We start from the raw sequence: 13,059 nt of genomic DNA, 5'->3' as shown, positions 1-13,059 counted from the left end.
CGGGAAATCCAGAACTTCAAACAGTGACCGTACTCGTCACCCAATACCCGCCGGAGCGATCCGGCGGGGTTTTTCTTCAGCGGGCAGATGAGAAGGCAGCGCAAACCTGAAGCCGCTGCATCGGCGGAAGGACAAACCGGCTTCCACTTTCCGGACTCATGGTCTAGGCAGTCGATACAGACAGAGGGTCCGCAAACCGGGGCGTACGGGAAGGCCGCATCATGAGCAAAAAAACCCTGATCGCGCCATCGGTGCTTGCTTCCGATTTCTCGAAGCTCGGCGACGAGGTCGAGGCGGTGACGGCCGCCGGCGCCGACTGGATCCACCTCGACGTCATGGACGGGCATTTCGTCCCGAACATCACGTTTGGGCCACCGGTGATCAAGGCGATCCGCAACCGCACCGAGGCGTTTTTCGACTGCCATCTGATGATCGCGCCGGCCGACCCCTATCTGGCCGCCTTCGCCGAGGCCGGCTGCGACGGCATCACGGTGCACGCCGAAGCCGGGCCACATCTCGACCGCTCGCTGCAGACGATCAAAAACCTTGGCAAGAAGGCCGGCGTGTCACTCAACCCGGCGACACCGGAAACGATGATCGAATACGTGCTCGACCGGCTTGATCTGGTCCTGATCATGACGGTCAATCCGGGGTTCGGCGGCCAGGCTTTCATTCCAGCGATCGTCGACAAGGTGAAGCGGGTGAAGGCGCTGATCGGCAACCGGCCGATCCGGATCGAGATCGACGGCGGCATTTCGCCTGAAACTGCGCCCCTTGTCACCGCGGCCGGCGCCAGCGTGCTGGTCGCCGGCGCGGCTATCTTCAAGGGCGGCAGCGTCGACGCCTACCGGGCAAACATCGAGGCAATCAGGGCAGCGGCGGACAAGGCGGCCGGCTGACCGCTGCCGTCCGGCCGGACCAGCCGCTCGGGGGGAAATATGAGCAACCATCTGTTCGATGCTTTCCGTGCCCGGATGCCCGCGCCCGAACGCCTTTTGATGGAGACAGAGGATGGGCGCTCGATCAGCTATGGCGAGACGCTGGCGCGCTCCGCTCAACTGGCGCATGCGCTGTCGCAGCTGGGCGTCGAAGCCGGCGACCGCGTCGCCGTTCAGGTCGAGAAGAGCCCGGAGGCCATTTTCCTTTATCTCGCCTGCCTGCGTGCCGGCGCGATCTTCCTGCCGCTCAATATCGCCTATACGCTGACCGAGCTCGACTATTTCTTCAGGGATGCCGAGCCGCGACTGGTCGTCTGCGACCCGGCGCGAGCGGGCGAGATCGGCGCTTTGGCGCAGACCTCGGGCGCTGCGGTCGCGACACTCGGCAGCAAGGGCGAGGGTTCGTTGACTGATCGAGCCTCTGAGGCGGCCGTGGACTTCCACGATGTGGCGCGCGGACCGGACGACCTTGCCGCGATCCTCTACACGTCCGGCACCACCGGCCGTTCGAAAGGCGCCATGCTCAGCCACGAAAACCTCGCCTCGAATGCGCGGGTGCTGGTCGACCTCTGGCGCTTCACTGCCGCAGACGTGCTGATTCACGCGCTGCCGGTTTTCCACACGCATGGCCTTTTCGTCGCCACCAATGTCGTCCTGATGGCCGGCGCCTCGATGCTGTTCGAAACCAAATTCGACCCGACCCGCATCGTCTCGCTACTGCCGCGCGCCACCGCGCTGATGGGCGTGCCGACCTTCTACGTCCGCCTGCTGCAGCAGGACGGTTTGAACCGGCAAGCGGCGAAAAACATCCGGGTGTTCATTTCCGGCTCGGCACCGCTTTTGGCCGAGACGCACAGAGCGTGGCGCGAGCGCACCGGCCACGCCATCCTCGAGCGCTACGGCATGACCGAGACCAACATGAACACGTCGAACCCGTACGAGGGCGAGCGGCGTGCCGGCACGGTCGGCTTCCCTTTGCCCGGCGTCTGCCTGCGCATCTCCGATCCCGATGGCGGCGAAACACTTGCCCGGGGCGAGGTCGGCATGATCGAGGTCAAGGGCCCGAACGTCTTTTGCGGCTACTGGCGCATGCCGGAAAAGACCAGGGCGGAATTCCGCGACGACGGCTACTTCATCACCGGCGATCTCGGGCTGATCGATGCCGACGGCTATGTCCACATCGTCGGCCGCGGCAAGGACCTGATCATTTCCGGCGGCTACAATATCTACCCGAAGGAAGTGGAGAGCGAGATCGACGCTCTTGCCGGTGTTGCCGAAAGCGCTGTCATCGGCGTTGTCCATCCGGATTTCGGCGAGGGTGTCACGGCGATCGTGGTGAGGGCGCCGGGCTCGACGATCAGCGCCGCCGCGATCATCGAGGCCATCGCTGGGCACCTCGCCAGGTACAAGCATCCGAAACAGGTGATCTTCGTCGACGAACTGCCGCGCAACACGATGGGCAAGGTGCAGAAGAACCTGCTGCGCGAAGCCTACAAAGACCTCTATACGTCCAAAGCCGGCTAACCCTAACAAGCAGGGCTGGCTGCAAAAACCCTGGCGCCGTCGATCCAGACGCTTTTCATGTCCAGATCGTCCGACAACGAAACGATGTTGGCGGCGGTTCCCCTGGCGAAGCGCCCGAGCCGGTGCGACTGGCCGATCGCCTGCGCCGGATAGAGCGAGGCCATGCGCAAGGCTTCGTCGAGGTCGAGACCGACCACGCGATGCACGAAGCGCACCGCGGAAATCATGTCGAGATCCGCGCCCGCCAGCGTGCCGTCGGCAAGTGTCAGCCTGCCATCCTTGCGGTGGATGGTGCGACCGTTCAGCGTGAACGAGGTCATGTCGGTGCCGATCGTCGCCATGGCGTCGGTGACGAGCAGGATCTTGCCCGGCCCCTGCTTGGCGCGCAAGGCGATGGCCATGGTGGCCGGATCGACATGGATACCGTCGGCGATGATGCCGGCATAGAATGTGCCGGTATCGATTGCCGCGCCCGCCAGCCCCGGCTCGCGATTGCCGATCTGGCTCATCGCGTTGAAAAGATGGGTGACCACCGTTGCGCCGGCCTCGGAAAAGGTGCGGGCCGTGGCATAGTCGGTATCGGAATGGCCGATGCTGACGATGACGCCGGCATTGCTGAGCGCCGATACCTGGTCGGGCTCGACGGATTCGGGCGCCACCGTAGTCAGCAGCACCGGCAGGTTTTTCCGCGTCGCGATCAGCATCGCCTGGTCGGGATCTAGCATCGGCCGGATCAAGGCCGGGTCATGTGCGCCCTTGCGGGCGATCGACAGATGCGGGCCTTCGAGATGCAGGCCTAGGAAGCCCGGCACCTTCCGTTGTGCGGCCTCTGCTCCGGCGGCAACCGCCGCGGCGGTGATCTCGGACGTGTCGGTGATCAGCGTCGGCAATAGCGCCGTCGTGCCGAAGGGCGCGTGCGCCCGGCAGATGGTCTCGATCGAGGGGACGTCGGGATGGTCGTTGAGCATGACGCCGCCACCGCCATTGACCTGCAAATCCACGAAACCCGGAACCAGCATACCGCCGCCGGTCTCGATAGGCGCAACACCGGATGGGACGGCGCCGGCGGCAACGATGGCCTCGACGAGGCCGTCGCGCACGACAAGCGCCGCATTGTCGTGCCAGTCATCGCCATCGAATATCCGGGCGCCGGTCAGCGCAAAGCGATCGCTCATAGCGTTTCCGTCACCTTGCGCAGATTGGGCGGCGTGTCTGGGTCGAGGCCGCGATGGCGGGCAAAAGCCTCGACGAAACCATAGAACGACACGATCAGTGTCAGCGGGTCGGTCAGCGGATGACCGGTGGCGACATGCGGCAGAGGCTGCGCCTTCTTTGCCTTGTCCGAAGTCACAAAGACAGCGGCGCCCTTGCCGGCCAGGCTGTCGGCGGCCTCGGCGACGGATGGTTCGGACGCATCGCGGGCAGCCAGCGCCAGCACTGGGAAGCCGGGACCGACTAGCGCCAGCGGGCCGTGCATGACTTCGGCGGCACTATAGGCTTCCGCATGCATGGCGCAGGTTTCCTTGAATTTCAGCGCCGCCTCGTTGGCGATCGCCGCCGACGGGCCCCGGCCAAGGATGAACAGCGAGTTCGGCGTCTCGAGTGCCCCGGCCAGCGCCATCCAGTCGCAAGCGATCGCCTTCCGAAAATGCTCCGGCAAGCGGGCAAGTGCTGCCAGAAGTTTGTCGTCGCCGGTGCAATGCGCCATCAGAGCGAGCCCTGCGACCGCCGAATTGACGAAGGTCTTCGTCGCTGCGACGCTGCGCTCCGGTCCGGCAAGGATGTCGATCGCGTAGTCCGAAGCCCGCGCGAGCGGCGAATCGGCGGTGTTGGTGATGGCGACGGTCAGCGAACCGCCGGCCCGCGCCGCTCGCGCCATCGCAACGATGTCCGGGCTCTTGCCCGACTGCGAGATCGCCAGGCAGGCCGAGCCGCCCAGCTTCAGCTTGGCGCCATAGATCGAGGCGATCGACGGGCCGACCGATGCAACCGCCAGGCCCGCGGTCAGCTCCACGGCATATTTCATGAAGGTCGCGGCATGGTCGGACGAGCCGCGCGCCACTGTGACGATGAAATTCGGGTCGCGCTCGCGAATGCCGCGCCCGGCTTCCGTCAGCACGGCGGCCGAGCCGTCGAGCAGGCGGGCGGTGGCCTCCGGGATCTCCTCGATCTCGCGCCGCATATGGGTCATTGTTGCGGTCATGGCCTGCCCTCTTCGCCCGGCTCGCTCAGCCGGAGTTCGGCGACGAAATCATAAGCGTCGCCCCTGTAGATGGAGCGGGTGAACTCGATCACCTTGCCGCTCGCCAGACAGGAGATACGCTCGATGTGCAGGCCGGCAATGCCCGGCGGCACTTCCAGCAGATGCGCGTCGCCATCGCCGAGATTGGTGGCGGAAATGCGCTGCACCGCCCGCACCGGCCTGTTGCCGGTCTTTTCCAGCGCCGCGTAGAGCGACGAACCGATCGCCGCCGGATCGGGCAGCACGCTTGTCGATAGTGAGGCGCGCTCGATCGCCAGCGGCGTGTCGTTGGCAATGCGCAGGCGCGCGACGCGCGCCACCAATTCGTTCGACGCTAGGCCGAGCACCATCATCTCGTCGGGCGATGGCGGATAGAGGCCGCGGTCGAGCCAGGCCGAACGCACCGCCATGCCGCGCCGTGCCATGTCCTCGGTAAACGAGGTCAGCATCGACAGGGACTGCTCGACGCGCTCCATGCGCGGCGCAACGAAGGTGCCGGAACCATGACGCTGGACGAGGATGCCGCCCTTGACCAGGTCCTGCACCGCCTTGCGCACGGTGACGCGCGAAATATCGGCCTTGCTGGCGATGTCGCGCTCGGAAGGCAGCGCATCGCCCGGTCCGATCAGCCCGCGTTTGACGGCGTCCTCGATGCTTTTCCTCAGCTGCAGATAGAGTGGCGCGCCACTCTGCGACGATTGTCTCAGCGCCGCGAAAATCTGGTCGGCGGCGTCGCTCATCGCGCCGCCTCCGCCTTCGTAAAAATCCGAACCGCCATCTGAACCGCGCCGCCCAGCGCGTCGTCGAGCGGCGGCTTCAGCAGCGCCCGGTAGCGCGCCGACAGGCGCGGCGCGTAAAGCGGCGCCAGGCCGCCGAGCAGGCAGAGCGGATCGTCGCCACCAAGGTCGAGCACGCCAAGTGCTGCCTCGACATCGGCCACCGCCTTGTCGAGGATCCAGATAGCGACGACGTCGCCTTTTTCGGCATGTTCGAACACCTTGGGTGCGAAGCCGCCGAAATCGCCGGGCTTGGCATTGGTGGTGAATTCGACCACATCCTCGGGATTGTTGCGGAAGATGGCGAGCATGGCCTGCGTCAGTGGCGATCCTTCGCGGATGCCGTCATAGGCGAGCAGCGTCTGCTCGAGCAGGTCGCGGCCGATGCGGGCGCCGCTGCCCTGGTCGCCGACCTGGAACCCCCAGCCGCCGATGGCACGCGATCGGCCGTTCTTGCGCGCCATATAGGCGGTGCCGGTGCCGAGTATGGCCATGGCGCCGTCACCGGAGCCGACCGCGCCTTCCAGCGCGATCTCGGCGTCGGTCTCGACACGGCTGATGCGGAACGGCAAGATCGCTTCGAGCTGCTGCCTGTAGGTGCCGACATTGGCGCCGGCTAGGCCGAGAATGGCCGGAGTTTGCGGGATCAGTCCGGGATCTCTGCCCGCGGCGACAAAGGCCTGCTGCGCCGCGTCGACGATGTTGGCCCTGGCGCCGGTGAGATCGGTTCGGATGTTGGCGGCGCCGCTTTTGGCGCGGCCGAGGACGCTGCCATCGGCCGTTGCAAGGGCCGCCCTGCAGCTGGTGCCGCCGCCATCGATGCCGAGCACGAATTTCACGCGATTTCTCCTCCAGACGGATAATACCAATAAAATACCAATAGCCAAGGATTAATTTCCGTTTCAAAAAAGTTAAGGCGTAGTTTGTTGGAAAATCAGCTGATTTCGTCCGCAAGCCTGCGCCACCGCAAGGATTTGATTAATGCGTGTGGACAAGTGGTATTTTTTTGGTATGGTTTTCTCGATTGGAGGAAAGCGGATGGCCGAAACGCGCACCGAAGCGCTTCACCACAATGCCGAGGGACTGGATATCCAGGCCCCGGAAGCCGTCCTTTCCTCTTTGGCCAACGCGCAGATCGAGGCCGCCAAGGCCGTTCACGGCGCCATTCCTGCCATTGCCGCGGCAGCCGAAATCATCGCAAGCAGACTGAAAAGCGGCGGCAAGCTCGCCTATGCGGCCGCCGGCAGCTCGGGCCTGATGGCATTGGCCGATGCGCTGGAGCTGCCGGGCACTTTCGGCATCCAGCGCGACCGTATCGCCATCCTGATCGCTGGCGGCGACGAAGCTTTCAAGACACTGGCCGGCGGGCCGGAGGATGACACTGACGAAGCTTCGGCAGCGGTCGCCGCCGCCGGCGTTGGCAAGGGCGACTGCCTGATCGCCGTCTCGGCCAGCGGCTCGACGCCTTATGCTGTCAGGGCGATCGAGGATGCCAGGCGCCGCGGCGCGGCGACCATTGCTGTCGCCAACAACGGGGATGCGCTGCTGCTGCGGCTGGCCGACATCGCCATCCTGCTCGAAACGCCGCCCGAGCTGATTGCCGGCTCGACGCGCATGGGCGCCGGCACCGCCCAGAAGATCGCACTCAACATGCTGTCGACGCTGGCAGCCATCCATCTCGGCCATGTCCATGATGGCTACATGGTCAACCTCACGGCCGACAACATCAAGCTGCGCGACCGCGCCGCACGCATCGTTGCCGCCGTCAGCGGGCGCGACAAGGACGAGGCGGCGCGCCTGCTCGATAAGAGCGGCGGCGTCGTCAAGACCGCTATTCTGCTCGCCGCCGGCGCCGCCAGCGCCGATGCGGCCGAGAAGATACTGGAAGGGACCGGCCACAAGCTGCGACCAGCCCTTTCCGCGATCGAGGGGAGCAAGGGGCGCAATGCCTCCGTTCTCATCAAAACCGAACCTGAAAAAGGTCAACAGGGAGACTGAGCATGACAACGAAGCTACTGACGGCACTTCTTCTCGGCACCAGCATTCTCGGCACCGCCGGGGTGGCTTATGCCGACGACGTAACGCTCAACATCGAAAGCTGGCGCGGCGACGACCTTGCCATCTGGAAGGACAAGCTGATCCCGGCTTTCGAGGCCAAGAACCCCGGCATCAAGGTGGTGTTCGCACCGTCGGCGCCGACCGAATATGACGCCGCCCTCGGCGCCAAGCTCGCCGCCGGCTCGGCCGGCGACCTGATCACCTGCCGCCCGTTCGACAAATCGCTGGAACTCTTCAAGAAGGGCAATCTCGCCGATATCTCGACGCTGCCCGGCATGGAGAACTTCTCCGATGTTGCCAAGGCCGCCTGGCAGACCGACGACGGCAAGTCGAGCTTCTGCGTGCCGATGGCCTCGGTCATCCATGGCTTCATCTACAACAAGGACGCCTTCGACAAGCTCGGCATCAAGGTGCCGACGACCAATGAGGAGTTCTACGCTGCGCTCGACAAGATCAAGGCCGACGGCACCTACATCCCGATGGCGATGGGCACCAAGGATCTCTGGGAAGCCGCGACCATGGGCTACCAGAACATCGGCCCGAATTACTGGAAGGGCGAGGAAGGCCGCCTGGCGCTGATCAAGGGCGAGCAGAAGCTGACCGATCCGCAGTGGGTCGAGCCCTACAAGGAACTGGCCAAGTGGAAGGACTATCTCGGCGACGGCTTCGAGGCGCAGACCTATCCGGACAGCCAGAACCTGTTCACGCTCGGCCGCGCCGCCATCTACCCGGCCGGCTCGTGGGAAATTGGCCTGTTCAACACGCAGGCGCAATTCAAGATGGGCGCCTTCCCGCCGCCGGTGCAGAAGGCCGGCGACACCTGCTACATCTCCGACCACACCGATATCGGCATGGGCCTCAATGCGGCCTCGAAGAACGCGGATGCGGCCAAGACCTTCCTGTCCTGGGTGGCTTCGCCGGATTTCGCTACCATCTACGCCAACGCGCTGCCCGGCTTCTTCAGCCTGAACAACACGCCGGTGAAGATGGAAGACCCGCTGGCCCAGGAATTCGTCTCTTGGCGCGGCAAGTGCAAGTCGACGATCCGCTCGACCTACCAGATCCTGTCGCGCGGCACGCCGAACCTCGAAAACGAGACGTGGGTTGAATCGGCCAACGTCATCAACGGCACCGACACGCCGGAAGCTGCCGCCAAGAAGCTGCAGGACGGCCTCGACAGCTGGTACAAGCCGGCGAAGTAAGGCGCGGCGAAGCGATATCTCCCCCCTTGAAGGGGAGATGTCGCCAAAGGCGACAGAGGGGGTCGGTCGAGGCAGGCGGCAGCTTGATCGTTGCTGGAAAGCACGGTCGAACGACGATGGCGCGCTGCCTCGGCCGACCCCACCCGCCTCGCTTCGCGAGGCACCCTCCCCTCGAGGGGGAGGGAGGCGCCGTGGCTTTTGACGGCAATAGCAAGACCTGATCGGCGGGGACCGAACGCATGGCCGCAGCACCGAAAAGACCGTTCCGCTGGCATATCGGCGTTTTCCTGGCACCGGCGTTGCTGGTCTACACGGCGATCATGATCTTGCCGCTGGCCGGCACGCTGCAGCTGTCGCTGTTCCGCAACATCAACCAGTCGCAGGTGTTCGTCGGACTGGAAAATTTCCGCATGCTGTTCGGTGATCCCAACTGGTCGGTCAATTTCTGGAACGCGCTGCGGAACAATGTCTGGTTCTTCATCATCCACATGCTGGTGCAGAACCCGATCGGCGTCCTTTTGGCAGCACTTCTGTCCAGCCCCCGATTGCGGTTTTCCGCCTTCTACCGCACGGCAATCTTCGTGCCGACGATCCTGTCCTTCGTTATCGTCGGCTTCGCCTGGAAGCTGATACTGTCGCCGCTATGGGGCGTGGCGCCGCATATGATGGACCTTGTCGGCCTGAAAAGCCTGTTCACGCCCTGGCTCGGCAAGGCGCAATATGCACTGACCGCGCTCAGCCTGATCTCAGTGTGGCAGTTCGTCGGCATCCCGATGATGCTGATCTATGCGGCACTGCTGTCCATCCCCGAAGAGGTGATCGAGGCCGCCGAATGCGACGGCATCACCGGCATGGCGCAATTCTGGAAGATCAAGCTGCCGCTCATCCTGCCGTCGATCGGCATTATCTCGATCCTGACCTTTGTCGGCAATTTCAACGCTTTCGACCTGATCTACACGGCGCAAGGCGCCTTGGCCGGGCCGAACTATTCGACCGATATCCTCGGCACCTTCCTCTACCGCGCCTTCTTCGGTTTCCAGCTGCAGGTCGGCGACCCCAATATGGGCGCGGCGATCGCCACGATGATGTTCCTGATCATCCTCGGCGGCGTCTGCGTCTACCTATTCCTCGTGCAGACGCGCTTGCGTCGCTACCAGTTTTAGGGGAGCGTGACCATGAGCACCGCAACCCGTTCGCTGCCCCGCACCATCGGCGCGCATGCGATCCTTCTGACCTACACCGCGATCGCGCTGTTTCCGGTGATCCTCGTGATCATGAATTCGTTCAAATCACGTGCCGGTATCTTCGGCGCGCCGCTGACGCCGCCGACGCCAGGGACCTTCGACTTGATCGGCTACACCACGGTGATCGGCCAGGGCGACTTCATCCACTATTTCCAGAATAGCCTTGTCGTCACCGTCGCCTCGCTGTTCTTCGTGCTTCTGTTCGGCGCCATGGCGGCTTTCGCGCTGTCGGAATACCGCTTCCGCGGCAATTCGCTGATGGGGCTTTACCTGGCGCTCGGCATCATGATCCCGATCCGCCTCGGCACCGTCGCCATCCTGCAGCTGATGGTGGCGAGCGGGCTGGTCAACACGCTGACGGCGCTGATCCTGGTCTACACGGCGCAAGGCCTGCCGCTCGCCGTCTTCATCCTGTCGGAATTCATGAAGCAAGTCTCCGACGATCTGAAGAATGCCGGCAGGATCGACGGCCTGTCCGAATACACCATCTTCTTCCGGCTGGTGCTGCCGCTTGTGCGGCCATCGATGGCGACGGTCGCGGTCTTCACCATGATCCCGATCTGGAACGACCTGTGGTTCCCGCTGATCCTGGCGCCGTCGGAGGAGACCAAGACGGTGACGCTCGGCGCGCAGCTGTTCCTCGGCCAGTTTGTCACCAACTGGAACGCCATTCTGGCCGCACTGTCGCTGGCGATCATGCCGGTGCTGATCCTCTACGTCATCTTCTCGCGGCAGCTGATCCGCGGCATCACTTCGGGAGCGGTCAAGTGAGTTCGCAAACACCCCTTCGCGTCGTCGTCGCCGGGCTCGGCAATATGGGGCGCAGCCATGCGCTGGCCTATCACACCAACCCGGGCTTCCAGATTACCGCACTGGTCAACCGCTCGGATGTGCCGCTGCCGGAAGGGCTTTCGAGCTATGGCATCCGGCGTTCATTCGACGAGGCGCTGCGTGACGAACGGCCTGACGTCGCCTGCATCGCCACCTATTCCGACAGCCATGCCGATTATGCGGTCAAGGCATTCGAGGCTGGCTGCCACGTCTTTGTCGAAAAGCCGCTGGCAACGACGGTCGCGGACGCAGAACGCGTCGTAGCCGCGGCCAAGGCCAACGGCAAGAAACTGGTGATCGGCTACATCCTGCGCCACCACCCGTCCTGGATCAGGCTGATCGCCGAGGCGCGGAAGCTCGGCGGCCCGTACGTGTTCCGCATGAATCTCAACCAGCAATCCTCCGGACACAGCTGGGAGACGCACAAGCAGCTGATGCAAACGACGTCGCCGATCGTCGACTGCGGCGTGCATTATCTCGACGTGATGCTGCAGATCACCGACGCCAGGCCGGTCGAGGTGCGCGGTATGGGGCTGCGGCTGAGCGACGAGATTGCGCCCACGATGTACAATTACGGCCACCTGCAGGTGCTGTTCGACGACGGTTCGGTCGGCTGGTACGAGGCCGGCTGGGGGCCGATGATTTCGGAGACGGCTTTCTTCGTCAAAGACGTGATCTCGCCCAACGGCTGCGTGTCGATCGTCATGAAGGAGGGCGTCAGGTCCGACGACATCGACACCCACACCAAGACCTCGACCATCCGCCTGCACAGTGCTGCAACCGGCGCGGACGGCAAGTTCGCCAAACCGGACGAGATGCTGTCGATGGAAGGCGAGCCCGGCCATCAGGACCTCTGTGACCTCGAACAGGCGTTTGTGCTGAAGGCGATCCGCGAGGACCTCGATCTTGGCCGCCACATGGACGACGCGGTGAAGTCGCTCGCCGTCTGCCTTGCCGCCGACGAGAGCGTGCGCAGCGGCCTCGCCGTGAAACTCTAGAACAGGGACGAAGCCGTGGGCTCGCTGAACATCGAGAACGTGAAAAAGGCCTTTGGGCCGGTCGAGGTGCTGAAGGGCATCAACCTCGAGGTGACGGATGGCGAGTTCGTCGTCTTCGTCGGTCCATCCGGCTGCGGAAAGTCGACGCTGCTCAGGGTCATTGCCGGGCTGGAGGACTCGACCTCGGGCCGCGTGGTCATCGACGGGGCGGACGTTTCCGCCACGCCGCCGGCCAAGCGCGGCATCGCCATGGTGTTCCAGACCTATGCGCTCTACCCGCATCTGACGGTGAAGAACAATATGGGCCTCGGCCTCAAGCAGGCGGGCACGCCGGCGGCCGAGATCGACCGCCGCATCGGCATCGCCTCGTCGATGCTGTCGCTGGAGCCCTACCTCGAAAGGCGCCCGGCCGAATTGTCCGGCGGCCAGCGTCAACGCGTCGCCATCGGCCGCGCCGTGGTGCGCGAACCCAAGCTTTTTCTGTTCGACGAGCCGCTGTCGAACCTCGATGCCGCACTGCGCGTCAACACCAGGCTGGAGATCGCCCAGCTGCACCGTCGGCTGAAGGCGACGATGATCTATGTCACCCACGACCAGGTCGAGGCGATGACGCTGGCCGACAAGATTGTGGTCCTCAACGCAGGCAAGATCGAGCAGATCGGCGGCCCGATGGAGCTTTACAATTCGCCGGCAAATGAATTCGTCGCCGGCTTCATCGGCTCACCGAAGATGAATTTCGTCGACGGCACCAGGCTTGGCGAAACGGCAAAGACCATCGGCGTCCGGCCCGAACATTTGACCGTCGATCCCAAATCCGGCGCCTGGAAAGGCACGGTCGTGCATGCCGAGCACCTCGGCGCCGACACCAACCTCTATCTCGACTGCGAGAAGGCCGGCTTGATCACCGTGCGCATTTTTGGCGTCTACAATGCCGAACCCGGCACCACGCTCTATGCGACGCCGGATCCGGTAAAGACCTATCGGTTTGGAGCGGATGGCAAGGTGATGAAGTAGCGCCCCTCTTCCTTCTCCCCTTGCGGGAGAAGGTGGCCGAGCGAAGCTCGGTCAGATGAGAGGTGCTAGACGGAATGAGGCGTTGGAGTTCCTTCCAACACCCCTCAATCGTCTCGGCGCTGCGCGCCGATCCACCTTCTCCCACAAGGGGCCTGTTGCGTAATTCGCTGATTGTGATTCTCTGAGGTGGACGGTCTGAGGGAATCGCGATGGCAGTGAAGCAGACGGGCCA

Annotated in this window: 12 protein-coding genes; 8 read left to right on the top strand and 4 right to left on the bottom strand. The window is 64.0% G+C overall.

Annotated elements, in window-relative coordinates; translation table 11 throughout:
* The first annotated feature begins 221 nt into the window (after nucleotides 1-221).
* Nucleotides 222-899 carry a ribulose-phosphate 3-epimerase gene (rpe, locus tag NKH89_RS34160; protein WP_023718915.1) on the top strand — a complete coding sequence of 226 codons (678 nt, stop codon included), beginning with the start codon at nucleotides 222-224 and terminating at the stop codon, nucleotides 897-899.
* Nucleotides 900-938: 39 nt separating this feature from the next.
* Nucleotides 939-2,462 carry a malonate--CoA ligase gene (locus NKH89_RS34155; protein ID WP_352911717.1) on the top strand — a complete coding sequence of 508 codons (1,524 nt, stop codon included), beginning with the start codon at nucleotides 939-941 and terminating at the stop codon, nucleotides 2,460-2,462.
* A 2-nt stretch (nucleotides 2,463-2,464) separates the two neighbouring features.
* On the opposite strand, the gene nagA is transcribed toward NKH89_RS34155, so the two are convergent.
* Genes nagA through NKH89_RS34135 form a run of 4 tightly spaced genes read right to left on the bottom strand, consistent with a single transcriptional unit; the run spans nucleotide 2,465 to nucleotide 6,319 of the window.
* On the bottom strand, nucleotides 2,465-3,637 hold the full coding sequence (gene nagA, locus NKH89_RS34150) for an N-acetylglucosamine-6-phosphate deacetylase (RefSeq protein ID WP_023718916.1): 1,173 nt from the start codon (nucleotides 3,635-3,637) through the stop codon (nucleotides 2,465-2,467).
* Complete coding sequence (locus tag NKH89_RS34145; RefSeq protein WP_352495468.1) at nucleotides 3,634-4,665, bottom strand: SIS domain-containing protein; 1,032 nt, start codon at nucleotides 4,663-4,665, stop codon at nucleotides 3,634-3,636. The genes nagA and NKH89_RS34145 overlap by 4 nt, the downstream gene beginning before the upstream one ends.
* Nucleotides 4,662-5,444 (bottom strand): GntR family transcriptional regulator, encoded by a 783-nt coding sequence (locus tag NKH89_RS34140; RefSeq protein ID WP_352911714.1) that lies wholly within the window; start codon nucleotides 5,442-5,444, stop codon nucleotides 4,662-4,664. Before NKH89_RS34140 ends, NKH89_RS34145 begins: the two co-directional genes overlap by 4 nt.
* Nucleotides 5,441-6,319: a glucosamine kinase nucleotide-binding domain-containing protein gene (locus NKH89_RS34135; RefSeq protein WP_352640347.1), complete on the bottom strand. Its 879-nt coding sequence runs from the start codon at nucleotides 6,317-6,319 to the stop codon at nucleotides 5,441-5,443. Before NKH89_RS34135 ends, NKH89_RS34140 begins: the two co-directional genes overlap by 4 nt.
* Nucleotides 6,320-6,518: 199 nt before the next feature.
* Between NKH89_RS34135 and NKH89_RS34130 the strand changes: the two genes are divergently transcribed.
* From NKH89_RS34130 to NKH89_RS34105, 6 genes are all read left to right on the top strand, one after another.
* Entirely contained in the window at nucleotides 6,519-7,478 is a 960-nt protein-coding gene (locus NKH89_RS34130; RefSeq protein WP_023718920.1) for an N-acetylmuramic acid 6-phosphate etherase, read from the top strand.
* A gap of 2 nt (nucleotides 7,479-7,480) precedes the next feature.
* Nucleotides 7,481-8,740, top strand: coding sequence for an ABC transporter substrate-binding protein (locus NKH89_RS34125; RefSeq protein ID WP_023718921.1), 1,260 nt, complete (start codon nucleotides 7,481-7,483; stop codon nucleotides 8,738-8,740).
* A 239-nt stretch (nucleotides 8,741-8,979) separates the two neighbouring features.
* Nucleotides 8,980-9,903 carry a carbohydrate ABC transporter permease gene (locus tag NKH89_RS34120; RefSeq protein WP_023718922.1) on the top strand — a complete coding sequence of 308 codons (924 nt, stop codon included), beginning with the start codon at nucleotides 8,980-8,982 and terminating at the stop codon, nucleotides 9,901-9,903.
* Nucleotides 9,904-9,915: 12 nt separating this feature from the next.
* Nucleotides 9,916-10,755: a carbohydrate ABC transporter permease gene (locus tag NKH89_RS34115; RefSeq protein WP_023718923.1), complete on the top strand. Its 840-nt coding sequence runs from the start codon at nucleotides 9,916-9,918 to the stop codon at nucleotides 10,753-10,755.
* Nucleotides 10,752-11,813 carry a Gfo/Idh/MocA family protein gene (locus NKH89_RS34110; protein ID WP_023718924.1) on the top strand — a complete coding sequence of 354 codons (1,062 nt, stop codon included), beginning with the start codon at nucleotides 10,752-10,754 and terminating at the stop codon, nucleotides 11,811-11,813. Before NKH89_RS34115 ends, NKH89_RS34110 begins: the two co-directional genes overlap by 4 nt.
* A gap of 15 nt (nucleotides 11,814-11,828) precedes the next feature.
* The gene (locus tag NKH89_RS34105; RefSeq protein WP_023718925.1) at nucleotides 11,829-12,827 is read left to right on the top strand and encodes an ABC transporter ATP-binding protein; all 999 of its coding nucleotides are present in this window, start codon (nucleotides 11,829-11,831) and stop codon (nucleotides 12,825-12,827) included.
* Nucleotides 12,828-13,059: the final 232 nt, after the last annotated feature.

This window comes from Mesorhizobium sp. M0923 (assembly GCF_040319365.1).
GTDB lineage: Bacteria > Pseudomonadota > Alphaproteobacteria > Rhizobiales > Rhizobiaceae > Mesorhizobium.
This window is presented reverse-complemented; position numbering and strand designations above follow the sequence as displayed.